We start from the raw sequence: 24,711 nt of genomic DNA, 5'->3' as shown, positions 1-24,711 counted from the left end.
CCCCTTGACGCCCGGACTTGTGTGCACCTAGGTTCGAGTTACTTAGTTTACTAAGTCAACAAAGTACCACTGAGTCGTATCTCGGAAGACCAAGAACCAGTTGGAGGCAATGATGCAGTCCATTCGCAAGACGTTGGCCACGGTGGGTGTCACCGCCGTCGCCCTGGCCGGGGTGCTCGTGCCCATATCGGCCGCCGCAGCACCGCCGACCGGCGAGCTGCCGACCGTGAGCCCGACACCGCAGTCGTTCACCCGCGCCGGCGGCGACCTCAACGTGCCGGGTCGCGTCGAGGTCGTCGTCGATGACGCCACGGATGCCGCGGCGCTCGCCGAACTGCGCGAGAGCCTGAGCGCGCACGGCGTCGACCGCATCGACGAACGCGCGAAGGCGAGCGGCACCGCGCCGCTCACGATCAAGCTCGGCGCCGCGTCGCGTGCCGACATCGATGCCGCGCTCGGCGACACCGAGGCGCCGCAGCACGCAGAGGGCTACGCGCTCCTCGCCGACGCCTCCGCCGGGCCGCTCGGCACCGTCGCGCTCGGCGGCGTCGACGCCGCCGGGCAGTACTACGCGGTCAAGACCCTCGACCAGCTGTTCGTGCCGAAAGACGACGGCTACCGCATCGCGGGCGCCTCGATCAGCGACTCCCCCTCGATGCCGCTGCGCGGCACGATCGAGGGCTTCTACGGCGAACCGTGGTCGCACGCCGAGCGACTCGACCAGCTCGAGTTCTACGGCGACGTCAAGGCCAACACCTACATCTACGCGCCGAAAGACGACCCGTACCACCGTGACCGCTGGCGGGAGCCCTACCCCGCCGACCAGCTCGGCGACCTCGGCGAACTCGTGACGACGGCGACGGCGAACCACGTGCGCTTCACGTTCGCCCTCTCGCCCGGCAACACGGTCTGCTACTCGAGCGACGGCGACTACCAGGCCCTCACCGCCAAGCTGCAGCAGATGTACGACCTCGGGGTGCGCGCGTTCAACATCCCGCTCGACGACATCGACTACGGCCGTTGGCACTGCGACGGCGACCGCACGACGTTCGGCGCGCCGAGCGCACGCACCGCCGGTGTCGCGCAGGCCGCATTCCTCGACCGCGTGCAGAAGGAGTTCATCGAGACGCACGACGGCGCGTACCCGCTGCAGATGGTGCCGACGGAGTACTCGAACACGGCCGACTCGGGCTACAAGACCGCGCTGCGCACCATGGACGAGGACGTCGTCGTGATGTGGACCGGCGAGGGCGTCGTTCCGCAGTCGGTCACCGTCGAGCAGGCGAAGAAGGCCGCGACGGTCTTCGGCGGCCCGACCTTCCTCTGGGACAACTACCCGGTCAACGACTACGGCAACACCGCCGGTCGCCTGCTGCTCGCGCCGTACGACAAGCGCGAGGCCGGCCTCGGCGAGTACCTCGCCGGCATCGTCTCGAACCCGATGAACCAGGCCGCGGCCAGCAAGATCGCGATCTTCGGCGTCGCCGACTTCACCTGGAACGACGAGGCGTACGACGCCGGGCACAACTGGTCGCAGGCGCTTCGATACATTGCGAACGAGGATGCCGCGACGACCGCTGCGCTGCGTGTCTTCGCCGACCTCAACCACCTCGCGCCGAGCTTCGGTGCGCCGTGGCAGCCGCAGTCGCCCGAACTGAACGCGCAGATCACGGCGTTCTGGGCGAGCTGGGATGCCGGCGACCGGGCCGCGGCCGTCACCGGACTCCGCGGCTACGCGCAGTCGATCGCCGACGCTCCCGAGGCGATCCGCACGGGCCCGACCGACCCGGCCTTCGTGTCGGACGCGAGCCCGTGGCTCGACGCGACCGCCCTCTGGGGTCAGTCGACCGTCGAGCTGCTCGACGCGGTGCAGGCCCGCATCGACGGCGACACCGAGGCATCCGATGCCCTCGCCGCCTCGGCCAAGGCCACCGCGGCCCAGGCCTCTGCCGTCGTCGTCGACCCCGTCGACAACGCGTGGGGCAAGGCCAAGGTGAAGATCGCCGACGGCGTGCTCGACGTGTTCCAGGGCCGCCTCGGGTTCACGCTCGCCATGTGGGACGCGGGTGACGTCGAGAACGTCGCACCGGCCGGCACGGCGACCGCCTCGAGCACCGAGGTGCCGCAGTTCGGCGCCAAGAACGTCAACGACGGCAACGCGTCGACGCGCTGGGCCTCGGGCTACAACGACGACTCGTGGGTGCAGGTGAAGCTCGCCGAGCCCACCGTCGTGCGCGGCATCACGCTCAGCTGGGAGTCGGCGTGCGCGAACGCCTACGAACTGCAGACCTCGAACGACGGCGTGACGTGGAAGACGATCCGCACCGTCGACGACTCGACGTGCGCGTTCGACCTCTACACCTTCCCCGAGGACGAGCCGGTGCAGTACGTGCGCATGCAGGGCATCGACCGCAAGACCACGTGGGGGTACTCGATCTACGAGCTCGGCATCTACGCCGCTCGCTGATCACCACTCGCTGATCGCTGATCACCGAGCGAACGACACTGGTGCCCTCCCGCTCGCACCGAGCGGGAGGGCACCCTCGCGTCCGTCATGACCGCCTCGCGTCGACGGTCGGCCGTCACTCACCGCCGAGGCGAACCCGCGCCTCGAGCCCGAGGAACTCGCCGTAGCGTGCCGCGGCATCCTGAATCGCCGCGACCTCTCGCTTCGACAGCGTGCGGTGCGGATGCACGGCGAACGTGACCGCCTTCGCCGTCATCGTGCGCTTCATGCCCGCAACGAGCTGGGCGTCGACGAGCGCCATGCCGACCGCGCTCTCTCGCACCCGCGGCACCACGCCGTCGGCGTCGAGCACCCAGCGCGAGTCCTGGTAGCCGCGGTACATCTCGTCGAGCACCTGCAGCAGGTGGCCCGCGGGTGCCGCCGACGCCGGGGCTGCGCCCGGCCGGTGCCAGAACGTGCGGCCGTCGTGCTCGAACGAGTCGAGCCGATCGCCGGCCGCGGCGATGCCGCGACGCACGTCGGTCACGGTGAGCGTCGCCCAATAGGCGAGGTCTCGATCGGTGGCCGGGCCGTGCGAGGTGAAGTACCGCAGGGCGAGTTCGGCGAGCGCCTCGTCGCGGTCGAGACGTCTCGGGTCGGGCACGCGATCGACGAAACGCGCATAGGTGTGCTCGCCGTCGCGCGGCACGCCGCTGCACACGAGACTCCGCACCTCGAGCAGGCCGAGCAGCAGCATGAGCTGCTGGCCCGTGAGCTGCTCGCCCCGTTCTGCCAGGGCATCGGCGATGTCGCCGCGGGTGCGGTCGGGCGTCTCGGCGAGCATCGCCTCGATCGTGTCGCCGATCGACGCCACGCGATCCGCGATCGGCTGCAGTTGCTGCTCGAAGATCGGTATGACCCTCGGGGCGGTGAGCTCCTGCAGCCAGAGCGCGTCGTCGGCGTGCACGTAGTGCCACGTCGAACGCAGCACGTGGATGCGGAGCACGCGCCCCTCGGCGAGCGCGGCGGCCAGATCCCCCTGCCGCGGCGACGAGGTGCGCGTCGCGACGGCCCACGCCGACTGCGACGCGTTCTCGGCCTGCACGGCGGTGAGGGTGCGCACGACCGCTTCGGCGGTCGCAGCGGGCGAAGCGAGCAGCTGCGAGTGCAGCCGCCACCGGGCGAGGTCTCGATCGGTGATCACCATTGCAGCGTATGCGGCGCGAACCGAACCTGCGACGATCGAGGAATGACCAGCCCTGACCTGATCGACCTCGCCACCTGGCCGCGGCGCGAGACCTTCGCGCACTACCGCGACCGCGTTCCCTGCACCTACGCCATCACCGTCGAGCTCGACGTGACGGCATTCGTCGCGGCACTGCGCGCGTCGTCGCGCAAGACCTACATCGCGCAGATCTGGGCGATCGCCACGGTGGTGAACCGGTATCGCGAGTTCCGCATGGCGGTGACCGACGCCGGGGAGCCGGCGAGCTGGCCCGTCGTGCACCCCGCATTCACGGTGATCAATTCCGAGCGCGAGACGTTCGCGGCGGTCTGGGCGCCGTACGACCCCGACTTCGACCGCTTCCACGAGCGTGCCGCCGCACTGCTCGCCGCGTCGGCGAGCGCGACCACGATGTTCCCGCAGGGTGAGCTGCCGCCGAACGTGTTCGACGTGTCGAGCCTGCCGTGGGCGAGCTTCACCGGGTTCACGCTGCAGATCGACGGCGGCACGAGTCACCTGCTGCCGATCTTCACGCTCGGCAGGTACGTCGACCGCGACGGCCGCACCCTGCTGCCGGTCGCCGTGCAGATCCACCACGCGGCCGCCGACGGGTTCCACACGGCTCGCCTGTTGGGCGATCTCGAGCAGCTCATGGCCGAGACGAGCTGGGTGGGCGCGTGACATCCGGGGTGTAGCGTCGATCACATGGTGCTCGGCGTAGCGCGAGAAGGGCAGCTCAGGCGCGCGCATCCTCCAGGTGCGGTGCACCGTGGCTCAGCACCTTCACCACGAGGTTGTGCCGGGCGAGGGTGCGGATCGTACGAGTGACCTCGTCGCGGTCACGGCCGAGTGCTCGCTCGTTCGCCACGACCAGCACGTCGCCGGCGCGCAACGTGTCGAACAGACGGGCGAGCCGCTGCTCCCACGTTTCGGGCGCCTCCGCCGCTGGATGCTTGAAGTCGAGGATCGCGACGCCGAAGTCGGCGAGGTCGTTTCGCTGTTCGACGACCGAGGGCATGTCGTCGCGCGCGACGACGAGGCCGACGAGCCGGGCCCCCTCGGGCCGCGCCTTCCACCAGTCCTGATTGCGCTGCAGCTCCTCGAAGCATTCGGGGCAGCCGAGGGCGTGGTGACCCGGGCCGTGCGACGACGCGGGCCCCGCGGCATCCGTCGTCTGATCTGTGCTCTGCTCACTCATGCCGTGCCCCTTTGTGCGTCGCCCTCCATTCTCGCATTCCCACGCCGATCGCCGACGAGCCGATCGCCGACGAGTGCGACCCGCACGCCCGGCTCAGCACCAGCACGGATGCCGCGAAGCCCTGGCGGGGCTAGCGTGCGGCGCATGAGCGATCACGGATCATCGGCGGGTGGGCACGGCAGCGCCGCGCCCAATGCCCGTCGCAGCTACCTCTTCGTGCTCACCGACGCCGGCGGCACGGTCCCTCCCGAGGTCGGCGTCGCACGTCGGCTCGTCGACCGCGACCACCGCGTCACCGTGCTCGCCGACGATCCGCTCGAGGAGGCGACGCTCTCGGCCGGCGCGACGTTCCGACCGACGACGGGGCGCGTGACGCCACCGTTCGACGACTGGGCGATCCGCACCCCGCCGGGCATCGCCCGTGGGATGGCCGAGCACATGATCACCGGCCCCGCCCCCGTGCAGGCCGCCGACACCGCCAAGGCGATCGGCGAGCTCCGGCCCGACCTCGTCGTGGTCTCGTCATTCGCCGTCGGCGCCATGATCGCGGCAGCGTCGCGCGGCGTGCCGTTCGACCTGCTCATCCCGAACACCTACGCGCTGCCCGCGAAGGGCATGCCGCCGTTCGGCGTCGGGCTGAAACCCGGGCACGGTTCGATGGGGGCGCTGCGCGACCGGGCGTTCGGGGCGGCGGGCCGTCGACTCTTCGACCACTTCGCGCTCGCTCAGCTCAACACCGTGCGCACCGACTACGGACTCGAACCGGTCGCGACCATGTGGAATCAGATGCAGGATGCGCGCCGGCAGCTCGTGCTCACCTCCGCGGCGTTCGACTTCCCCGCCGAGCTGCCCGCCAATGCCCGCTACGTCGGGCCGATCCTCGACGACCCGAGCTGGGCCGCCGAGACATCCTGGACCCCTCCCGCCGGCGACGACCCGCTCGTGCTCGTCGCGATGTCGTCGACGTTCCAGAACCACGTGGAGTGCCTGCAGCGCATCACGGACGCGCTCGGCACCCTTCCGGTACGCGGGGTCGTGACGACCGGGCCGGCCGTCGAGCCGAGTGCTCTCCGCGCGCCCGTCAACGTGAGCGTGGTGGCATCCGCCCCGCATCGCCTCGTCATGCAGCACGCGAGCCTCGTCGTGACCCACGGCGGCCACGGCACCGTCATCAAGACGCTCGCCGCGGGGCTGCCGCTCGTGATCCTGCACCACGGCCGCGACCAGGCCGACAACGCCGTGCGCGTGACTGAGCGCGGGGCCGGGGTCGCGATCTCGCGTCGATCGTCGTCGCGGAGGATCGCGCGGGCGGTCGCCGAGGTGCTCGGCGACGACCGCTACCGGCAGGCTGCGGCGCGGCTGGGTCGAGTGGTGGTTCAAGATGCCGCGGGCACCGCGCTGCTCGATGAACTCGAGGGTGCCGCCCTCGTGCGAGACGAGACGCGCGGGTAGTGCGGGTCTCCCGAGCCCTTCAGTGCGCGCCACCCAGTGCGCACCACCAGTGCGCGCCGCTCAGCGCCCGCCTGCTGCCGCGTCGCCGGTGTCGTCCTTCAGGAACGCCAGCACCGCCGCGACCCGCCGGTGCACGCCCGTCTCGGGCAGCCGCAGCTTCGTGAAGATCGCGTTCACGTGCTTCTCGACCGTGGAGGTCGACAGGAAGAGCGCCTGCTCGATGCCCGCGTTCGTCTTGCCCGCGGCCATCTCGCGGAGTACCTCGAGCTCTCGCGGCGAGAGCGTCGCGAGGGGGCTCGACGCCCCCGCCGCACTTCGGCGTCGCACGAGCGTGTCGACGATCTGCGGGTCGATCACCGACCCGCCGACCCGCACCTCGTGCAGCGCGTGCACGAGGTCTTCGAGGTCGCCGATGCGATCTTTCAGCAGATAGCCGAGGCCCGCCGAGCCGTCGGCGAAGAGCGCGAGGGCGTAACTCTCGTCGGCGTGCTGCGAGAGCACGACCACGCCCGTCGACGGCGACGAAGCGCGAATGGCGTGCGCGGCCTCGATGCCCTCCATGTGGTGGCCGGGCGGCATGCGGATGTCGGTGAGCACCGCGTGCGGCGCGAGCCGGCGCACCGCGTCGAGCAGTTCGGTGCCGTTGCCGACCGAGGCGACGACATCGACCTCGCCCGAGTCCTCGAGCAGGCGCCGCACTCCCTCGCGCACGAGGTAGTTGTCTTCGGCGATCACGACGCGCAGCACTCCCGGGTCAGCCAACCGGCGCCTCCTCACGAGCGGATGCCGCGGGGCCGGCGCCGTCGAGCGGCAGCTCCACGAGCACGACCGTGCCCGACGGGTCGTTCGGCGAGACGCGCACCGTGCCCCGGAGCGCCGCCACCCGGTCGCGGATGTTCGCGAGTCCGCCGTGCGAGCCCGAGGCGGCCGGGTCGATGCCGCAGCCGTCGTCGCTGATCGCGATGCGGAGGCGCCCGTCGCTGCGCGCGAGCCCGACCGATGCGTGCGTCGCGTTCGCGTGCTTCGCAGTGTTCGCGAGCGCCTCGCGCACCACGTAGTAGGCGGTCGTCTCGACCTCGTCGGCGAATCGCTCGGCCCGCACCCGCTCGCTCGCCGCGACCGTGAGCGGGATGGGGAACCGCGCCACGCCCGATTCGACGGCGGCGACGAGCCCGTTGTCGCTCAGCACGGGCGGGTGGATCCCCCGGGCCAGCTCACGCAGGTCGGTGAGGGTCATGCGGGCCTGGTCCTGCAGCTCCTCGAGTTCCGCCGCGGTGAGCTCGCCGCGCTGGAGCCGATTGCGGGCGAGACGCAGCCCGGCGATCTGGGCCACGACGTCCTGCTGGATGCCGTCGTGCAGGTCGCGCTCGAGGCGCCGGCGCTCGTCGTCCTGCACGGCGACGAGGCGTTCGCGCGAGGCGGTCAGCTCGTCGAGTTGCTCGGCGAGCTGCGCGGTCAGCAGCACGTTGGCGACGGATGCCGCGGCCTGCCCTGCGACGGTGCGCAGCAACGTGCGCTCAGCGTCGGTGTACTCGCCGTGGTGCCGGGCCCCGAGCTCGATGCGCCCGAGCGCCACATCGCCGTGCAGCAGATCGCACGACTCGACGGGTGCGGACTCGCCGGCCGCGTCGCCGGCGACCCCCATGGGCACCGCGGCGAGCGCGCCATCCATCGAGGCGACGCGGATGCGCACCCACGAGGCGTCGAGCCCCTCGCGCACGGCCTCGGCGAGCCGGTTGAGCAGTTCACGCGGCTCGCCCGCGCGCTCGAGCTGCGCGCCGAGCTCGCGGAGCATGGTCAGCTGACGCTCCCGGTCGCCGAATACGGCCAAACGGATGCGCCGCTGCATCCACGCGCGCAGCGGCAGCAGGCCGACTGCGAGCAACGTCGTGATGAGCACCGCCGGCACGACCTGCAGCCGACCGGCGAGCAGGACCGCGGGGGTCGCGACACCCGCCGCGTAGACGACGGTGATCAACAGGTTCGACGAGCGTGCCACGAGGCGCCCGCGATCACCCGGTGCGATGTCGAACGCACCATAACGAAGGATGCCGTGGATCGCGGCGATCGGGAGGGCGATGAGCCCGACGTAGACGAGGAGCTGGGAGATCCAGGCCCCCGGCAGGAACGTCAACAGCACGAACGCCACCAGGGCGGCGCCGACGGTGATCGCCATGACGCGCGTGCGCGCACGCACGGCCGGCTCGCCGAAGATCGCTCGGGATGCGAGCACCCAGAGACCGAGGGCGACCGCCGGCCACGCCTGCTGCACGAGGTAGTGCACGCCGGGTGCTGCCCCCTCGAGCCAGGGCACCGCGTAGGGGTTGGGAATCGCGTCGCCGCTGATGCCGATGTACTGCGACATCACCACGTGCGGTGTGGTGAGCAGCGTGAGCGGGCCGACGAACACCGGCGCCCAGAGGAATGCGACCGCGATGCGCTGCCAGCGCCGCTCGGGCACCCCGTCGGGGAACGTGGCGAACACGATGAGGAACGCCGACGTCGCGACCCCGTCGGCCGTCAATCCGATCAGGTTGAAGAGCGGAAACCACGGCTCGGCCATGATCTCGATGTTGCGATGCACGAACGTCTCGTAGGCCGAGCCGACGAGCATCGCGGTCGAAGCGAGGGCGATGAGCACGGCGGTGCGCGACGCCGACACCGTGAGCAGCCACATGCCGAACACGAACATCGGCAGGCCGCCGAGCAGCGGCCATACGAGGGCCTCGTCGGCGTCGGCATCGATGAACCCGACGACCACGACGATGTACACCAGCGCCGCGACCCCGATCGGGCCGAGCGTCGCCAGGCACACCCACCTGCGGACCACGATTCCATCGTCCTCCTGTCGGGCCGTTCGCGGGAGAGGGTCCGCCTCGACCTCCCCTTAGCAGCAGACCCCGACCCGCTGTGCAGCAGGCCGCCATGCGGTGTCGGGTCACCCGCGTTCCGGCGGCGCTGCAGCACCGACAACGTGGGTGACGAGCGGATGCCGCGTCCGACGGCCCGCACGAACAGGGAGGCATATCATGCGCAGCTTCTACTCGGGACTGGCCTGGGCGATCGCCGCCGGCGTCGTCGTGCAGGCGGCGGCCATCGCGTTCGCGTTCGGCGGCGTGCTCAACCGCGTGTCGAACGGCGACGTCATCGACAAGGCGCTGGTCGAGAGCGGCGGGGCCGGCGGCACCGGCGAGCTCGGCTTCTGGATCCACGCGATCGGCGGCCTGACACTTCCGCTCGTGGCGATCGCGCTGCTGATCGTTTCGTTCTTCGTTCGCGCGAGGGGCGCGCGCCTCTGGGCGGCGATCGTGCTCGGCCTCCTCGTACTGCAGGTCGTGCTCGGATTCTCGCTGACCGACATGCCGTACCTCGGGCTCATCCACGGCGCGAACGCCCTCGCCATCGTGGCGGCCGCGGCCGTCGCGGCGATGCGGGTGCGCCGGATGCCGCCGGCATCTGTCGACCGCGACGCCGCCGCCGGCACCGCCGACACCGAGGAGGCGACCTCGAATGCCGTCTCGGCGTGAGCTCTTCCGGTGCGCCGTCGTCGGCGTCGCGGTCACGGCCGCGATCGGCGCCGGTGCGCTGGCCTGGAGCTCCACGCTGCTCGGGGAGTACTCGGTCATGACGATGGGCGGCGACGCCGGCAGCGAGGGCGGCCACGCCGGGCACGCGGGAAGCGGTTCGGGCGGGGCCGAGGCATCCGCTGGGGGCAGTACGGCGGAAGCGGTGAGCGTGACCTCGCTCGCCGCCGATCCCGACCGCCCGGCCGACGTGCACGTCGAACTCGTCGCCCGTGCCGGAACCGTGGAAGTGCCGGGCGGCCGGTCGATCGAGGGATATACCGTGAACGGCATGTCGCCCGGGCCCGAGATCCGCGCCCGGCAGGGCGACCTCGTCGAGGTCGAGTTCGTCAACGAGTCGGTGGCCGACGGCGCCACACTGCACTGGCACGGCATCGACGTGCCGAACGCGGCCGACGGCGTCGCCGGCATCACGCAGGACGCCGTGCCGGTCGGCGGCCGCCACACCTACCGGTTCGAGGCGACGGATGCCGGCACGTACTGGTACCACTCGCATCAGGTGTCGCATGTGCAGGTCGAACGCGGACTGCTCGGCGCGATCGTGATCGACCCTGCGGCGCCGTCCGGATCATCGGAGGCCGTCGCGGCGACGGAGTTCACCGCGCTGCTGCACGTCTACGGCGGCCAGCACACCCTCAACGGCCGGGTCGAGGATGCGCGAGTGGCGGCAGCGCCCGGCTCGATCGTGCGGGTTCGCGTGATCAACACCGATCAGGGCACGGCGGCCGTCTGGTCGGCGACGCCGTTCCGCGTCGTCGCGATCGACGGCCACGAGGTGAACCGGCCGACGGACGTCGAGGGTCGCCGCGTGCTCATCCCCGCCGGCGGGCGAGCGGATGTCGCAGTGCAGGCGCCTGCCGAGGGCGCAGCCGTACGGCTCCGGGTCGGCGGTGCCCGCAGCATCGTGATCGGCGACCCCGCGGCATCCGTACCGCCCGACCCGCGCCAGCCCTCGACGACGCTCGACCTGCTCGCCTACGGCGCCCCGATGCCGCTCTCGTTCGATGCATCGGATCCCGACCGCTCGTACGACTACGTCATCGCCCGCCGCTTCGGCATCATCGACGGCCGCCCGGGCAACTTCTGGACGATCAACGGGCGCATGTTCCCCGACGTTCCGATGTTCGCGGTGACTGAGGGCGACGTCGTCGTGATGCACCTGCGCAACGACTCGGGCGACGTGCACCCCATGCACCTGCACGGCCATCACGTCGTCGTGCTCTCACGCGACGACGTCGCAGCGTCGGGCAGCCCGTGGGTCGTCGACTCGCTCGACGTGCACCCCGGCGAGTCGTACGACGTCGCGTTCGTCGCCGACAACCCGGGCATCTGGAGCGACCACTGCCACACGCTCCCCCACGCGGTCGACGGACTCGTCGCGCACGTCATGTACGAGGGCGTCACGACGCCGTTCACGATCAACGGCGACGCGGGCAACCGGCCGGAGTGACCCGCGGCGAACTCGTCGACCCCTTGCGCGGCACCGGCCGCATCGGCGTAGCGTGTGCCGTGACGAGCCAGACCGACACCCGAGGAACCGATGATGAGCACGCCCGTCGTCTACGAGACCACGCACCGCATCGCCTTCTCGGAGCTCGATCCGTTCCAGCACGTGAGCACCGGGAACTACGCCAGGTACTTCACCGATCACCGCATGGAAGGTCTCGCGCGGTACGCCGGCTGGACGCTGCCGACGCTCGGAACGCTGGGCTTCATGACCTGGGTGCGGCGCATGGAGATCGATTTCCACCGACCGGTGAGCGCCGACCAGCAGGTCACGATCACCTCGTTCGTGCGCGAATTCCAGGGGCCCGACGCGATGATCGAGTGCACGATGACGGATGCCGCGGGCACGACGGTCTCGACATGCCTGATGATCGTGGCCCACGTCGACGCGCAGACGCGCAGGGCGACCGACTGGCCCGACGAGCACCGGGCGCTCTTCTTCGAACCCGCGGAGTGACGCTCGGTCAGCGCCCGGCGACGAGGTCGGCGACGCGGGCGATCGGCGCCGTGGTCGCCCGACCGCGCAGCTCGGCGCGGTCGGCGGCATGGTACGCCCCGTAGATCGCCTGCACCGCGAGCCAGCGCAACGGCTCGACCTCCCACCTGCGCGCGCGGCTCGAGGCATCCTGAACCGCGGAGCCGGCGGGCTCAAGTGTACGGCCGCCCCTCATCGAGCAGATCAGAGAACTGTGGGTTGCCGGCCATGAACGCGGCGACCACCGGGCAGCGCACGGTGACGCGCCGTCCGTGATCGCGGATGTCGTCGAGTGCGTTCGCGATGAGTTCGTCGGCGATGCCGCGGCCTCGGAACTCGGGGAGCACCGTCATCGTGAGCACCACGGTGCGGTCGTCGACCTCGTCGTAGCGGAGGCTCGCCAGCTCGCGCCCGCCGATCGTGGCCGAGTAGACGTGCTCGTCGTCGATGCGGTGCACCTCGATGTCGAGTTCGGCGTCGGTCGACGGTCGATCGACCTCTCGAACGGCGGCCATCGTCACCTCGTCGACGAGCGCCACGGTGCCCTCGTCGAGAAAGCCCGCGCCGTCGGGATATCCGGCCGAATCGAGATACTCGACCGCCGTGAACCCATCTCCTGCGCTCATCGCGCCCCTCCTTCTGATCGTGCTGCTCGTGACAGGACGGCTCGGCGACGGGCGGGTCCAGTCGTGGTCTGCTTGGCGCAACCCGGGGAGGCCGCCTGAAACCCAGTACTCCCGCTCTTACCTCACGACTCGACCGAGCCTGTCATGAGCGAAGACCGGATACGCGCCGAGGTTGTGACAACCGATGCCGGAGGACAACCGGTGCCGGAGGATTCGGAACGAATTCCTCGAACACGGTCACAATCGTGAGGGGCGTCCGGTCACAGTTGACGGAGACGACTGCGCTCCGCTCCGCCGACCGACGGGAGAACGACATGGATGCGAACCTCGACGACGCGGTCGCCGTCTTCCAGGGTGTGCGCGGGCGTCTCTTCGGCATCGCCTACCGGATGCTGGGCAGCGCCGGCGAGGCCGAAGACATCGTGCAGGACGTGTGGTTGCGCTGGCAGGGCACCGACCGCTCGGTCGTGCACGACCCGCCGGCCTTTCTCGCCACGGCCACGACCCGTCTCGCGATCAATGCCCTGCAGTCGGCACGGGCACGTCGCGAGACCTACATCGGCCCATGGCTTCCCGAACCGGTCGACACGAGCGCCGACCCGACGCTCGGCGCCGAGCGCGCTGAGGCGCTCGGCTTCGCGGTGCTCGTCATGCTCGAGCGGCTCACCCCGACCGAGCGCGCCGCGTATGTGCTGCATGAGGCGTTCGCCTACCCGTACGACCAGATCTGCGAGATCGTGCAGGTGTCAGAACCCGCCGCCCGCCAGCTCGTCAGCCGCGCACGCAAGCACCTCAACGGCGAGCGCCGGCGCGAGGTGCCGCGATCAGAGCAGCGCCGACTGCTCACCGCGTTTCTGGCCGCCGCGAAGACCGGCGACCTCGTCGAGCTCGAGCGCCTGTTCGCCGAAGACGTCGTGTCGTACACCGACGGCGGCGGGCGTGTGCGCGCCTCGAAGTTCCCGGTGGTCGGTCGCGTGCGGGTTGCGAAGTTCGTGCGCGCCTTCCACACCCACTTCTGGAACGGCGTGCAGATCACCGATGCCGAGACCAACGGCCAGCCCTCGGTGCTGCTCTCGAAGGAGGGCACGACGGTCGCGGTGATCACCGTGATCTCCGGCCCGGAGGGCATCGACCAGGTGCTCTGGATGATGAACCCCGACAAGCTCGGCGCCGTGACCTCCCGTGCGGCGTCATGACCTCGCCGCTCGCCTGCTCGCCGCACTCGACCAGGGTGATGAGTTCGCGCTGGCGAGCGCACTGCACCGCGACGTGTGCCTGATCGTCGACTCCGGCGACGAGAGCGGCGGCGAAGTGCTCGGGCGCGCACCCGTCATCAGCGCACTCCATGGGCAATTGGCGAGGCATCCGGATGCCTCGTTGCAGACGGTGCACGTGAACGGCCGGCCCGGGCTCGCGCTCCACCGCCTGAACGGCGAGGTGGTCGGCGTGCTCAGCCTCGACGGCACGGCGTCGATCGAGACGCTGTGGCTCTCGACCGCACCCCTGAAGCTCGCCCGCTGGAATCGCCGGCGCCCCGAGACCGACTGACGAGTTTCGCCAGACCGACTGACGAGTTTCGCCAGACCGTCACAGAGTTTCGCCAGACCGTCACAGAACGGGCCGTGACCCGGTCTGAGCTTCATGACGGCAGCGGAATCACCGCGGCCCCGACGGAAGGCACCAGTCATGAAGATCGTCGTCATCGGAGGCACCGGCCTCATCGGCTCCAGGGTCGTCGAGCATCTCGCCGAGCACGGCCACGAGGCCGTCGCCGCCTCGCCGAACTCGGGCGTGAACACCATCACCGGCGAAGGGCTCGCCGAGGTGCTCGTCGGCGCGAACGTCGTGGTGGATGTCTCGAACTCGCCGTCGTTCGCCGACGACGACGTGCTCGCGTTCTTCACGACCTCGACCACGAACCTGCTCGCCACCGAGCGCGAGGCCGGTGTCACCCACCACGTCGCGCTCTCCATCGTCGGCGCGGAACTCCTGCCCGACAGCGGGTACCTGCGCGCGAAGGTCGCCCAGGAGCAGCTCATCGAGGGGTCGGGCCTGCCGTACTCGATCGTTCGCGCGACCCAGTTCTACGAGTTCGCCGGAAGCATCGCCGACGCGGCGACGGTCGACGGCACCGTGCGTCTCAGCACCGGCCTCATGCAGCCGATCGCGGCAGCGGATGTCTCGGCCGCCGTCGCCCGTGTCGCCGCCGGTGACCCGATCAACGGCACCCTCGAGATCGGCGGGCCGGAGCGCCTCGGCCAGGACGAGTTCGTTCGCACCGGGCTGGCGGCGAAGGGCGACCCCCGCACCGTCATCGGCGACCCCGAAGCGCTGTACTTCGGCACGAAGCTCACCGGCACCGAACTCGTGCCGCTGAGCCCCGATGCGCAGTTGTCGACGACGACGTTCGCAGACTGGCTCGCCGCCCAGTCGGCGCCGGCCGCCTCGGCGAAGTAGCCCGCCATGCGCATCTCGGTCATCGGCGGCACCGGCCTCATCGGCACACGACTCGTGGCACGGCTGCAGGCCGAAGGCCACGATGTGGTCGTCGCATCACGCGCGACGGGCGTCAACTCCTACACCGGCGAGGGGCTCGCGGAGGCCCTCGCCGGTGCGGAGGCGCTCGTCGACGTCTCGAACTCGGACTACCTCGACGAGGCCGGGGCGAACGAGTTCTTCTACGGCTCGACCCTCAACCTGCTCACCTACGGCGCCGCGGCGGGGGTGCCGCACCACGTGGCGCTCTCGGTCGTCGGCACCGATCGACTCGCTCGCACCGAGGGCGGGTACTTCGCGGCGAAGGCTGCGCAGGAGCGTCTCATCGTGCAGTCGGGTCGTCCGTACTCGATCGTGCACGCCACCCAGTTCTTCGAGTTCATCGCGAACATCGCCGATGCCGGAACCAGCCGGAACGTCGTGCGGCTCTCGCGAGCGCTCTTCCAGCCGATGGCGGCCGACGACGTCGCCGCCGCGGTGGCCACGACCGCCGTCGGCGCACCCGTGAACCGGGTCGTCGAGTTCGCCGGGCCCGAGCGGTTCCGACTCGAAGAGCTCGTTCGTCGTCAGCTGCGCGCTCGCAACGACCTGCGCGACGTGAAGGTCGACCCGCTCGCCCGGTACTTCGGCACCGATCTCGACGAGCGCGAGCTGCTGCCCGGGCCGGACGCGACGATCGCGCCGACCGGTACGAGGAGTGGCTCGCAGCGGGCGGCCGGCCCAACGTCGACCTCGAAGGGGTCTCCTGACGCGGGACGGGCGACCAGTCGTGCGGTCGACGCCGGCCCGCGGCGTCAGACCGGCGCTGAGCCCGGCCCCGGCCTCTTGCCGGCCCCGGCCGCACGGTTGGCGTGGTCGGTGACCGACCTCAGTACGGCGAGCGCGTCGATCGCCCGCTCGGTCGTGAACCCGAAGATCTCGCAGATCGCCGCGTAGATGCCCGGCGCGTGCACACGCAGCGCCTCGCCGTCGGCCGCGAGTGCCACGACCACCGTGCGTTCGTCGCGCGCGCTGCGGGTGCGACTCACGAGCCCGCGCGCCTCCATGCGCTTGAGCAGCGGGGTCATCGTGCCGTACTCGAGCTGCAGGCGCTGCGAGAGCTCACCCACCGAGAGGTCGCCGTACTCCCACAGGGTCGCGAGCACCAGGTACTGGGGGTAGGTCACGTCGAGCGGCTCGAGCAGCGGGCGGTAGGCCGCCGAGACCGCACGCGACGCCGCGTAGAGGTTGAAGCACACCATGTCGTTGAGGTGCGTCACGTCGTCGGTGACGGGCTCGATCGCTCGACTGTTCATACATGAATCCTAGCAGGCAATTTCCACTCGCTCGATTTTCACGTGTACTTAATTTCTCTTGCACTATTGACTTGTGCACGAGGTAATCGCACACTGGAAGTCACGAACGGCCGCGAGGAGACGTGACGATGAACCCATCAGAGACAGCTACGACAGCCCCGCTCGATCAGGCGGTGGCCGACTTCCTCGCGGTGCGCCAGCGCCTGTTCGGCATCGCCTACCGCATCGTCGGCAACGCCCCGGGCGCCGAAGACGTGGTGCAAGAGGTGTGGATCCGATGGCAGACGTCCGATCGCGCGAGCGTGCGACGCCCGGAGGCCTACCTCGCCGCGACGACCGAACACCTCGCCATCAACGAGATCCATTCGGCGCACGCGAGACGCGACACCGCGCTCGATCCGTCGATGGCGGCTCCCGTCGACGAGACCACCGATCCCGAGCTCGGCGCCGAGCGCTCCGAGGCGGTCGAGGCGGCGATGACGATCCTGGTCGAGCGACTCACGCCGAGAGAGCGCGCCGCATACGTGCTGAGGGAGGCGTTCGGCTACTCGTACGGGCGCATCGCCGACATCGTGCGCGCCACCGAACCCACCGCGCGCCAACTCGTGAGCCGTGCCCGCCACCACCTCACCGGGGCCGAGCGCGCCGCCGCGAACGACGCCGAGCGCCGCCGGCTCGTGGCCGCGTTCCGCGCGGCCTCGATGTCGGGCGACGTCGCCACGCTCGAAGGCCTCTTCCGGGCACGGCGTCGCCGCGACATCCGCTCGGCCGATGTCACAACGACGGCACCTGCGCTGTCTTCGCTTGCAGGCCCGAATGCACCGTCGTCTCCGACTCACCGGTGACGAACGAATCACGACCGAAGGGAGTCACCATGACTCAGCACGTTCTCGAGACGTCGGCACAGGGCATCGCGGATGCCACGTCGACGCCGCCGTTCCTGTACCAGCTCGGCCCCGACGGCGCCCGAAAGGTGCTCGACGACATCCAGGCCGCACCGATCGACAAGCCGGAAGTGGATGAGCAGTGGATCACCGTCGCCGCAGCTGTGGGCGACGTGCGGGTGCGCATCGTGAAGCCGCTCGGCGCATCCGGCCCGCTGCCCGCGATTCTGTACGTGCACGGCGGCGGCTGGATCCTCGGCAACGCCGGCACGCACGACCGGCTCGTGCGCGAGCTCGCCACGGGCGTCGAGGCGGCCGTCGTGTTCGTCGAGTACGACCGCTCCCCCGAGGCGCACTACCCCGTGGCGATCGAACAGGCCTACGCGACCGCGCAGTGGATCACGCAGCACGGCTCCGACGAGGGGCTCGACGCCTCGCGCCTCGCCGTCGCCGGCGACTCCGTCGGCGGAGACATGACCGCCGCGCTGACGATCCTCGCGAAGCAGCGCGGCGACGTCACGTTCGTGCACCAGTCGCTCTACTACCCGGTGACGGATGCCGCGCAGGACACCGACAGCTATCGGGAGTTCGCCGATGGTCCGTACCTCACGGCGAAGGCCATGGCCTGGTTCTGGGACGCCTACTTGCCCGATCGGGCCAAGCGCGCCGAGATCACCGCGTCACCGCTCCGCGCGACCCTCGAAGACCTCTCGGGCCTTCCCGAGGCGTTCGTGATCGTCGACGAGAACGACGTGCTCCGCGACGAGGGCGAGGCGTACGCGCGCAAGCTCACGGCGGCGGGCGTGCGAACCACGAGCGTGCGCTACAACGGCATCGTCCACGACTTCATGATGCTGAACCCGGTGCGCGAGAGCGCCGCCGCCACCGCGGCGATCGAGCAGGCGATCCATGTGCTGCGCACGGCGTTCGCGCGCGTTCCGGCGCTCGCGAACTGAACCACCCGATCGATTCATCCGAACACCGATTCATCCGAACACCGATTCATCCAACGAAAGAAGCAGGAATCATGACTGATCAGAAGCCCACCATCGTGCTCGTGCACGGCGCCTTCGCCGAGTCGGCGAGCTGGAACGGCGTCATCGAGGGCCTCCAGGCGCAGGGGTACGACACCGTCGCGGTAGCCAACCCGCTGCGCAGCCTCACCATCGACGCCGCCTACGTGCGCGACGTCATCGCCGGCCTCGGCCGGCCCGTCGTGCTCGTCGCGCACTCCTACGGCGGCATGGTGATCACCGAGGCCGCGTCGAACAACGACGCCGTGCTCGCGCTCGTCTACGTCGGCGCGTTCGCGCCCGGCACCGGTGACAGCGCCCTGTCGCTCTCGGTCAAGTTCCCGGGCAGCACGCTCGGCGACGCGCTCGCCGGCTACCCGGTCTCGACCGGCGGCAACGAACTCGTCATCCGCACCGACGTGTTCCACCACCAGTTCGCCGCCGACGTGCCCGCCGAGACGGCGGCGCTGATGGCCGCGACCCAGCGACCGGTCACCGAGGCAGCCCTCTCCGAGCCCCTGCCGACGGATGCCCCGGCCTGGACGCAGCACCCGTCGTGGTTCGTGTACGGCGAAGACGACCTCAACATCCCCGCCGAGCTGCAGCGGTTCCAGGTCGAGCTGACGAAGGCCCGCGGGGCCCGCGCGCTGGCCGGCACCTCGCACGCGCTGAGCGTGTCCCAGCCCGGCGAGGTCGTGGCATCCGTGCTCGAAGCGGTCGCCGGGGTCGCAGCGGTCGCCGCATAACGACACGAACGATGAGCGGCGGCGTCGTCGGCTCCGGCCGGGGCGCCGCCCTCTCGCATCCGCATCACGACCACGCATCCGCATCACGACCACGAAGGTGAGCCCCGCCATGAACGACACTCCCCAGCGGCTCGAGCCGCTGCAGCAGATCGCCGCGGGCGTGCTCGACGTCTCGTACTTCGAGACCGGCCCCGCCGACGGCCCGCCCGTGCTCCTGCTGCACGGGTTCCCTTACGACATCCACAGCTACGTCGACGTCGCTCCGCTGCTGGCCGAGGCCGGGTTCCGCGTCATCGTGCCCTCCCTCCGCGGGCACGGCGCCACTCGCTTCCTCGACGCCGCGACGCCCCGCTCAGGCCAGCAGGCCGCGCTCGGTCGCGACGTCATCGACCTCATGGATGCGCTCGGCATCGACCGCGCGATCCTCGCGGGGTTCGACTGGGGCGGGCGCGCCGCGTGCGTGGCCGCCGCGCTCTGGCCCGAGCGGGTGTCGGGCATCGTCTCGGTGAACAGCTACCTCGTTCAGGACATCCGGTCGTCGATGCATCCGCTGCGCCCCGACCTCGAAGCCGGCCTCTGGTACTTCTACTACTTCCTCACCGAACGCGGCAGGGCAGGCCTCGAGGCGAACCGGCGCGGCATCGCCGAGGTCATCTGGCGCCGCAACTCCCCCGACTGGGCGTTCGACGACGCCATGCTCGACCGGGCGAGCGAGGCGTTCGAGAACCCCGACTACGTCGACATCGTCATCCACTCGTACCGCCACCGCCTGAACCACGTCGACGGCGCCCCCGACTACCGGCGTCTCGAGGGGATGCTCGCGGCCCTGCCGCCCATCGCCGTGCCGGCCGTCACGCTCGACGGGCTCGCCGACGGCAACTTCCCGGCGACGGATGCCTCGGCGAGCGCCGCCCACTTCACAGCGCCGCGTGAGCATCACCACGTGCCGCACGCCGGGCACAACCTCCCGCAGGAGGCGCCCACCGCGTTCGCCGCAGCGGTCGTCGAGGTCTCCGACCTGCACCGCCGAACACGAAGCGAGTTGCTCGAGCGCCGATCGGTATAGCGTCGACGATCACAGACGGCGCAGCGGCGCCCGGCGACGAGGTCGGCGACGCGGGCGACTCGACGAACTCGAGGGTGCCGCCCTCGTGCGAGACGAGGCCCGCGGGTAGTGCGAGTCGCCTTCAGTCGCCGGTGCTCGACGACCAATCGGGATACCGCAAGACGCTCGTGACGCAACGACCCGACTCGCCGATGGAGATCTACGGCGGTGAGTTCGCGGTGGGTGGTTCGACCGGCGAACACCCGTACACGCACGGCGATTCGTTCGAAGTGCTCATCGTCGTCGTCGGCACCGTGCTGCTGCAGCTCGGCAAGCAGTACTTCTCGATGAGCGCGGGCGACAGCATCGAGTTCCAGAGCTCGATGCCGCACCGCATCTCGAACCAGGCCTCCGAGCGAGCCGAGCTCTACTGGATCGTGTCGCCGCCGAGCGAAGAGATCCAGTTCGTCCCGTCGCCGAGCATCGCTCGGAATGGCGGTCGCGAATAGCGCGAAGCACGATCCGAACTCGACGGCACCGATCGAAGGCGGCTCGCCCGCGACCTACGCTGCAGGCGCGTCATCGACGATCACGTAGAGCTTGCGCACGGTCTCGAGCACGACCCAGACCCCGCGCCATCCGCTCGGCATGACGAGGGTGTCGCCCGCACCGAGCGTGACGGGCTCCTGCGCCTCGACCTCGATCGTCACACGCCCCGAGAGGATCTGGCAGATCTCGGTGTAGCCGTCTCGGGTCGCCGTGAAGCGGCCGGGCGTGCACTCCCAGTAACCGGCGTCGAGGCCGTCGCGGCTCCAGAGCGAATCGGAGGCCTCGAAAACACCCTCGGTAAGGGCGGTCGGCTTCGGCGAGCGCTCGCCGAGGTCGCGCTCGAGCGGGCCGAGCCCCGCGACGGTCCGGTGCTCCCCTGCCACGTCAGCGGCCCGCGACGAGGTCGGCGACGCGGGCGATCGGCGACGTGGTCGCCCGGCCGCGCAACTCGGTGCGGTCGGCGGCGTGGTACGCCCCGTAGATCGCCTGCACCGCGAGCCAGCGCAACGGCTCGATCTCCCACTTGCGCGCGCGGTGGCCGACCCAGGGCAGCCGGGTGAGCTCGGTGTCGCGGTCGAGCACGAGGTCGCGCAGGGTGCGGCCGGCGAGGTTCGTCGCGGTCACGCCGGTGCCGACGTAGCCGCCGGCCCAGCCGAGTCCGGTGGCGCGGTCGTGGCCGACGGTCGCGGCCCAGTCACGGGGCACGCCGAGCACCCCCGACCAGGCGTGATCGATCGAGGCATCCGCTGCTGCCGGGAAGAAGCGCGCCAGCAGCGCGCCGAGGCTCTCGATCGTGGCCTGCTGGGTGCGGCCGTCTTGATCGACGCGCGAGCCGTAGCGGTAGGGCACACCGCGGCCGCCGAACGCGATGCGATCGTCGGCGGTGCGCTGCGCGTACATGTAGACGTGGGCCATGTCGCCGAGCGTCTCTCGATCGTTCCATCCGATTTCATTCCAGACGGATGCCGCGAGCGGCTCGGTCACGATGAGCGACGAGTTCATCGGCAGCCAGGTGCGGTGCTCGCCGCGCAGGTCCGGCGTGAAGCCCTCGGTGGCACGCAGCACGTGGGCGGCGCGCACCGTGCCGTGGTCGGTGCGCGCTTCACCGGGGCGGATCTCGGTGACCGTGGTGCCCTCGTAGATCGTCACGCCGAGGCGCTCGACCGCTGCGGCGAGGCCGAGGGCGAGCTTCGCCGGGTGCAGGCGTGCGCAATGCGGGTGCCAGAGCCCCCCGAGCGTGCCGGCCACGTTCACGCGTGCGGCCGCCTGCGTCGCGTCGAGGAGTTCGACGTCGGTCGCCGGCCACGACTGCTCGGCGGCGACCGTGGTCTTCAGCCGGGCGAGCTGCGCCGGCGTGTAGGCGACGACGAGCTCGCCGCCCTTGTGGAGGTCGGCGTCGATGCCCTCGGCGGCCGCGACGGCGATGACCTCGTCGACCGTCGCGTTGAGCGCGAGCTGCTGGGCGATCGCGGCGTCGCGGCCGTGCGTCTTCACGTACTGCTCGCGGCCGCCGGTGACGGAGTTGGTGAGCCAGCCGCCGTTGCGGCCCGATGCTCCGTAGCCGGCGAAGCGCCGCTCGAGCACGGCGACGCGCAGGTCTGGCTGGTCGCGCTTCAGGTAGTACGCCGCCCAGAGGCCGGTGTAGCCGGCGCCGACGATCGCGACATCGACGTCGAGATCGCCGGGCAGTGCCGGGCGCGGGGCGGGCAGCCCGAGCTGCTGCAGCCAGAACGAGACGCCGCCGTTCGCGGTGCCGGTCGCGGTGCCGTTCGCGGTCATGCGTGATCCTCTCCATCGATTGTCGGCGGCCATGAGACATCCGCTCGTACTAAAACAGTGTTTTGAAACGTACCGGCGCAACTGGCATGCTGTCAACCGAGCACCAACCGAGAGAGGGAGGGCACCGTGCCGATCGACGTCGACACCGATGAACGCCTCGCCGACATCGCTCGCGCGACCGTCGAGGTCGCCCGCGAGCGCGGTACGCGAGCCGTGACCCTGCGCGCCGTCGCCGAACGCCTCGGCCGCTCGACCGCGTACATCACGAACTTCGTGCCCTCGCGCGCGCTTCTCATGGCCAACGCCCTCGACCATGCCCGCGCCCAGTGGGACGTCGAACGCCATGAACACCTCGGCGAGCTCGTGGGTGTCGAGCGCCTCGCCGCCCTCGCCCGGTGGATGTGCACCTCCTCCCCCGAGGAGAACGTGCTGCGCAGCCTCTGGATCGAGGTCATCGCCGACGTGCACGGCGCCAACGAACGCGCCTACCGGGTCGTGCGCGGGGTGACGGATGCCACGTACGAGAAGTTCCTCGCCGGTGCCGAGCACGTCGAGCGCGACGGGGCATCCGTCGACCTCGAGACGGCCGCGCACATCGCCGACATCCTCTACCTCTACTGCCGCGGCTACGAGGTCAAGGCCGTCGAAGACCCGGAGTCGTGGACGGATGCGCGCGTGCAGGCTTCGCTCGAGGTGCTGCTGCGCGGGCTCGTGTTCGACGGCAGGGCATAGGCGAACGGAGCGCCTTACGGCTCAGGACGCGAGTGCCGCCCCCGGGATCGCCGCCAGCAGCTCCTGCGTGTACGGGTCCTGCGGGTCGTCGAAGATCTGCTCGGGCGTGCCGCTCTCGACGATGCGGCCGCACTGCATGACGTGCACCTCGTCGGAGATCATGCGCACGACCGCGAGGTCGTGGCTGATGAACAGGTAGCTGAGGCCGAGGCGGGACTGCAGCCCCGCGAGCAGCTCGAGGATCTGCGCCTGCACAAGCACGTCGAGCGCCGACACGGCCTCGTCGAGCACGACGAGCTCGGGCTCGAGCGCGAGGGCTCGGGCGATCGCGACGCGCTGGCGCTGGCCGCCCGAGAGCTCGTGCGGCAGGCGCGAAGACATCGCGACCGGCAGCGCGACCTGCTCGAGCAGCTCGGCCACGCGCTTGCGGCGGTCGGCCGCGTTGCCGATGCGGTGCACCTTCAACGGCTCGGCGATCGACTCCTCGACCGTGTAGCGCGGGTCGAGCGAGGCGTACGGGTTCTGGAACACGGGCTGCACCCGGCGACGGAACGCGAAGAGCTCGCGGCGCTTCAGGGCGGTGAGGTCGGTGCCGTCGAAGGCGATGCGCCCAGAGGTGATCTGCTCGAGCCCGAGCACGAGGTTGGCCGTCGTGGACTTGCCCGACCCCGACTCCCCCACGATCGAGACCGTCTTGCCGCGCGGGATCGTGAAGCTCACGCCGTCGACGGCGGTGAACGTCGTGGGCTCCCCCGCCTTCGGCGAACGCAGGTGGAATTCCTTGCGGAGGTCGGTCACCTCGACGAGCGGGCGCGCGTCGACGTCGCCGCTGCGGATCGGCAGCGGTTCGCGGCGCGAGGCGAGGCTCGGGGCCGCGGCGAGGAGCTGCTTCGTGTACTCGTGCTGCGGGTTCGCGAGCACCTCCTGCGAGGTGCCGGTCTCGACGATGCTGCCGCGGAACATCACGACGATGCGGTCGGCGCGCTCGGCGGCGAGCGCCAGGTCGTGGGTGATGAGGAACACCGCGGTGCCCATCTCGCCGGTCAGTTGGTCGAGCTGGTCGAGGATGCGGCGCTGCACCGTGACGTCGAGGGCCGAGGTCGGCTCGTCGGCGATGAGCAGTCGCGGCCGGCACGCGAGGCCCATGGCGATGAGGGCGCGCTGGCGCATGCCGCCCGAGAACTCGTGCGGGTACTGCCGCGAGCGCTGCTCGGGTTCGGGGATGCCGACGAGTTCGAGCAGCTCGACCACGCGGGCGCGCACGGCCTCGCCGGTGCCGTAGCCGTGCACCTCGAGCGCCTCGCCGATCTGCTCGCCGACCCGCATGAGCGGGTTGAGGTTCGACATCGGGTCCTGCGGCACGAGGCCGATGCCCGCGCCACGGAGCTTCACGAGCTCGTTCTCGCCGAGCTCGGTGATCTCGCGGCCCTCGAAGCGGATGCTGCCCGCCGTGATGACGCCGTTCTCGGGCAGCAGCCGGTTGATCGCGGCAGCGGTCGTCGACTTGCCCGAGCCCGACTCGCCCACGATGGCGACGGTCTCGCCGGCGGCGACGTCGATCGAGACGTCGTTCACGGCGGTGATGAGCTCCCCGCCCGAGCGGAAGGCGACCGAGAGGCCGCTGATGCGGAGCACCGGTTCGTTCGTGGTCATGTCGCGT

Annotated in this window: 25 protein-coding genes and 1 pseudogene; 16 read left to right on the top strand and 10 right to left on the bottom strand. The window is 70.6% G+C overall.

What is annotated here, in order from left to right; all coding sequences use genetic code 11:
* The first annotated feature begins 112 nt into the window (after positions 1-112).
* On the top strand, positions 113-2,467 hold the full coding sequence (locus ACWGST_RS02905; protein ID WP_452045139.1) for a beta-N-acetylglucosaminidase domain-containing protein: 2,355 nt from the start codon (positions 113-115) through the stop codon (positions 2,465-2,467).
* A 115-nt stretch (positions 2,468-2,582) separates the two neighbouring features.
* Here ACWGST_RS02905 and ACWGST_RS02900 read toward each other — a convergent pair whose 3' ends face one another.
* Positions 2,583-3,650 carry a winged helix DNA-binding domain-containing protein gene (locus tag ACWGST_RS02900; protein WP_452045138.1) on the bottom strand — a complete coding sequence of 356 codons (1,068 nt, stop codon included), beginning with the start codon at positions 3,648-3,650 and terminating at the stop codon, positions 2,583-2,585.
* 45 nt (positions 3,651-3,695) lie between these two features.
* Between ACWGST_RS02900 and ACWGST_RS02895 the strand changes: the two genes are divergently transcribed.
* A complete protein-coding gene (locus tag ACWGST_RS02895; protein ID WP_452045137.1) occupies positions 3,696-4,352 on the top strand; it encodes a CatA-like O-acetyltransferase in 657 nt (218 codons plus the stop codon).
* 55 nt (positions 4,353-4,407) lie between these two features.
* On the opposite strand, the gene ACWGST_RS02890 is transcribed toward ACWGST_RS02895, so the two are convergent.
* Positions 4,408-4,869, bottom strand: coding sequence for a dehydrogenase (locus ACWGST_RS02890; protein ID WP_452045136.1), 462 nt, complete (start codon positions 4,867-4,869; stop codon positions 4,408-4,410).
* A 144-nt stretch (positions 4,870-5,013) separates the two neighbouring features.
* Here ACWGST_RS02890 and ACWGST_RS02885 point away from each other — a divergent pair, with 144 nt between their 5' ends.
* Complete coding sequence (locus ACWGST_RS02885) at positions 5,014-6,321, top strand: glycosyltransferase (protein ID WP_452045135.1); 1,308 nt, start codon at positions 5,014-5,016, stop codon at positions 6,319-6,321.
* A 60-nt stretch (positions 6,322-6,381) separates the two neighbouring features.
* On the opposite strand, the gene ACWGST_RS02880 is transcribed toward ACWGST_RS02885, so the two are convergent.
* Both ACWGST_RS02880 and ACWGST_RS02875 read right to left on the bottom strand, forming a co-directional pair.
* On the bottom strand, positions 6,382-7,083 hold the full coding sequence (locus ACWGST_RS02880) for a response regulator transcription factor (RefSeq protein WP_452045134.1): 702 nt from the start codon (positions 7,081-7,083) through the stop codon (positions 6,382-6,384).
* Entirely contained in the window at positions 7,076-9,151 is a 2,076-nt protein-coding gene (locus ACWGST_RS02875) for an ATP-binding protein (RefSeq protein ID WP_452045133.1), read from the bottom strand. The genes ACWGST_RS02880 and ACWGST_RS02875 overlap by 8 nt, the downstream gene beginning before the upstream one ends.
* Positions 9,152-9,350: 199 nt before the next feature.
* Between ACWGST_RS02875 and ACWGST_RS02870 the strand changes: the two genes are divergently transcribed.
* From ACWGST_RS02870 to ACWGST_RS02860, 3 genes are all read left to right on the top strand, one after another.
* The gene (locus ACWGST_RS02870; RefSeq protein ID WP_452045132.1) at positions 9,351-9,848 is read left to right on the top strand and encodes a hypothetical protein; all 498 of its coding nucleotides are present in this window, start codon (positions 9,351-9,353) and stop codon (positions 9,846-9,848) included.
* Positions 9,832-11,355: a multicopper oxidase family protein gene (locus ACWGST_RS02865; protein ID WP_452045131.1), complete on the top strand. Its 1,524-nt coding sequence runs from the start codon at positions 9,832-9,834 to the stop codon at positions 11,353-11,355. The genes ACWGST_RS02870 and ACWGST_RS02865 overlap by 17 nt, the downstream gene beginning before the upstream one ends.
* A 93-nt stretch (positions 11,356-11,448) precedes the next feature.
* On the top strand, positions 11,449-11,868 hold the full coding sequence (locus ACWGST_RS02860; RefSeq protein WP_452045130.1) for an acyl-CoA thioesterase: 420 nt from the start codon (positions 11,449-11,451) through the stop codon (positions 11,866-11,868).
* Positions 11,869-11,875: 7 nt separating this feature from the next.
* Here the strand turns inward: ACWGST_RS02860 and ACWGST_RS02855 are convergent, their stop codons facing one another.
* Together ACWGST_RS02855 and ACWGST_RS02850 are read right to left on the bottom strand one after the other, a co-directional pair.
* A complete protein-coding gene (locus ACWGST_RS02855) occupies positions 11,876-12,082 on the bottom strand; it encodes a hypothetical protein (protein WP_452045129.1) in 207 nt (68 codons plus the stop codon).
* Positions 12,060-12,512 carry a GNAT family N-acetyltransferase gene (locus tag ACWGST_RS02850; protein ID WP_452045128.1) on the bottom strand — a complete coding sequence of 151 codons (453 nt, stop codon included), beginning with the start codon at positions 12,510-12,512 and terminating at the stop codon, positions 12,060-12,062. The genes ACWGST_RS02855 and ACWGST_RS02850 overlap by 23 nt, the downstream gene beginning before the upstream one ends.
* 314 nt (positions 12,513-12,826) lie before the next feature.
* Between ACWGST_RS02850 and ACWGST_RS02845 the strand changes: the two genes are divergently transcribed.
* From ACWGST_RS02845 to ACWGST_RS02830, 4 genes and pseudogenes are all read left to right on the top strand, one after another.
* Complete coding sequence (locus ACWGST_RS02845) at positions 12,827-13,708, top strand: RNA polymerase sigma-70 factor (protein ID WP_452045127.1); 882 nt, start codon at positions 12,827-12,829, stop codon at positions 13,706-13,708.
* Entirely contained in the window at positions 13,695-14,060 is a 366-nt protein-coding gene (locus ACWGST_RS02840) for a hypothetical protein (RefSeq protein WP_452045126.1), read from the top strand. The genes ACWGST_RS02845 and ACWGST_RS02840 overlap by 14 nt, the downstream gene beginning before the upstream one ends.
* A 138-nt stretch (positions 14,061-14,198) precedes the next feature.
* Positions 14,199-14,969 carry an SDR family oxidoreductase gene (locus ACWGST_RS02835; protein WP_452045125.1) on the top strand — a complete coding sequence of 257 codons (771 nt, stop codon included), beginning with the start codon at positions 14,199-14,201 and terminating at the stop codon, positions 14,967-14,969.
* 6 nt (positions 14,970-14,975) lie between these two features.
* Positions 14,976-15,038, top strand: a pseudogene (locus ACWGST_RS02830) (hypothetical protein); the annotation flags it as partial.
* 764 nt (positions 15,039-15,802) lie between these two features.
* Here ACWGST_RS02830 and ACWGST_RS02825 read toward each other — a convergent pair.
* Entirely contained in the window at positions 15,803-16,303 is a 501-nt protein-coding gene (locus tag ACWGST_RS02825; protein ID WP_452045124.1) for a MarR family winged helix-turn-helix transcriptional regulator, read from the bottom strand.
* Between the two features lie 128 nt (positions 16,304-16,431).
* Between ACWGST_RS02825 and ACWGST_RS02820 the strand changes: the two genes are divergently transcribed.
* The 5 genes from ACWGST_RS02820 (at position 16,432) to ACWGST_RS02800 (ending at position 20,500) form a co-directional block, all read left to right on the top strand.
* Positions 16,432-17,148 (top strand): sigma-70 family RNA polymerase sigma factor, encoded by a 717-nt coding sequence (locus ACWGST_RS02820; protein ID WP_452045123.1) that lies wholly within the window; start codon positions 16,432-16,434, stop codon positions 17,146-17,148.
* 29 nt (positions 17,149-17,177) lie between these two features.
* Positions 17,178-18,143: an alpha/beta hydrolase gene (locus tag ACWGST_RS02815; RefSeq protein WP_452045122.1), complete on the top strand. Its 966-nt coding sequence runs from the start codon at positions 17,178-17,180 to the stop codon at positions 18,141-18,143.
* A gap of 71 nt (positions 18,144-18,214) precedes the next feature.
* Positions 18,215-18,946, top strand: a complete 732-nt coding sequence (locus ACWGST_RS02810) for an alpha/beta fold hydrolase (protein ID WP_452045121.1) — start codon at positions 18,215-18,217, stop codon at positions 18,944-18,946.
* Positions 18,947-19,055: 109 nt separating this feature from the next.
* Complete coding sequence (locus ACWGST_RS02805) at positions 19,056-20,012, top strand: alpha/beta fold hydrolase (protein ID WP_452045120.1); 957 nt, start codon at positions 19,056-19,058, stop codon at positions 20,010-20,012.
* A 131-nt stretch (positions 20,013-20,143) separates the two neighbouring features.
* Positions 20,144-20,500 carry a cupin domain-containing protein gene (locus ACWGST_RS02800; RefSeq protein ID WP_452045119.1) on the top strand — a complete coding sequence of 119 codons (357 nt, stop codon included), beginning with the start codon at positions 20,144-20,146 and terminating at the stop codon, positions 20,498-20,500.
* A gap of 54 nt (positions 20,501-20,554) precedes the next feature.
* Here the strand turns inward: ACWGST_RS02800 and ACWGST_RS02795 are convergent, their stop codons facing one another.
* Entirely contained in the window at positions 20,555-20,923 is a 369-nt protein-coding gene (locus tag ACWGST_RS02795; protein ID WP_452045118.1) for a cupin domain-containing protein, read from the bottom strand.
* Between the two features lies 1 nt (position 20,924).
* Positions 20,925-22,319 carry an NAD(P)/FAD-dependent oxidoreductase gene (locus ACWGST_RS02790; protein WP_452045117.1) on the bottom strand — a complete coding sequence of 465 codons (1,395 nt, stop codon included), beginning with the start codon at positions 22,317-22,319 and terminating at the stop codon, positions 20,925-20,927.
* A gap of 126 nt (positions 22,320-22,445) precedes the next feature.
* On the opposite strand from ACWGST_RS02790, the gene ACWGST_RS02785 reads away from it, so the two are divergent.
* A complete protein-coding gene (locus ACWGST_RS02785; RefSeq protein ID WP_452045116.1) occupies positions 22,446-23,051 on the top strand; it encodes a hypothetical protein in 606 nt (201 codons plus the stop codon).
* Between the two features lie 21 nt (positions 23,052-23,072).
* Here the strand turns inward: ACWGST_RS02785 and ACWGST_RS02780 are convergent, their stop codons facing one another.
* Positions 23,073-24,704 carry an ABC transporter ATP-binding protein gene (locus ACWGST_RS02780; protein ID WP_452045115.1) on the bottom strand — a complete coding sequence of 544 codons (1,632 nt, stop codon included), beginning with the start codon at positions 24,702-24,704 and terminating at the stop codon, positions 23,073-23,075.
* Positions 24,705-24,711 lie beyond the last annotated feature (7 nt).

The organism is Agromyces sp. NPDC055520 (genome assembly GCF_053619715.1).
This window is presented reverse-complemented; position numbering and strand designations above follow the sequence as displayed.